Genomic DNA, 201 nt, shown 5'->3' with positions numbered 1-201 from the left:
CGCACACCCGGGATGCGGGCGGCCGGTGTCCTGGTGCGATGCCCACCACATCCACCCCTGGAGTGACGGCGGCACAACCAGTGTGGACAACGGCGTGCTGCTCTGCCGGTTGCACCACACCCTCATCCATCACGGTGGCTGGCAGGTCTACCTCGGCCGCGACCGCCACCCCTGGTTCATCCCACCCCACACACCAGAAGC

The 201-nt window shown here is 68.2% G+C and carries 1 protein-coding gene; it reads left to right on the top strand.

The genetic code is table 11. From position 1 onward, the window contains the following. A partial coding sequence (locus tag G154_RS25730) for an HNH endonuclease (protein ID WP_192817319.1) occupies positions 1–201 on the top strand: 201 nt, incomplete at both ends.

The organism is Mycobacterium sp. VKM Ac-1816D, from assembly GCF_000416385.1.
GTDB classification, from domain to species: Bacteria; Actinomycetota; Actinomycetes; order Mycobacteriales; family Mycobacteriaceae; genus Mycobacterium; species Mycobacterium neoaurum_A.
This window is presented reverse-complemented; position numbering and strand designations above follow the sequence as displayed.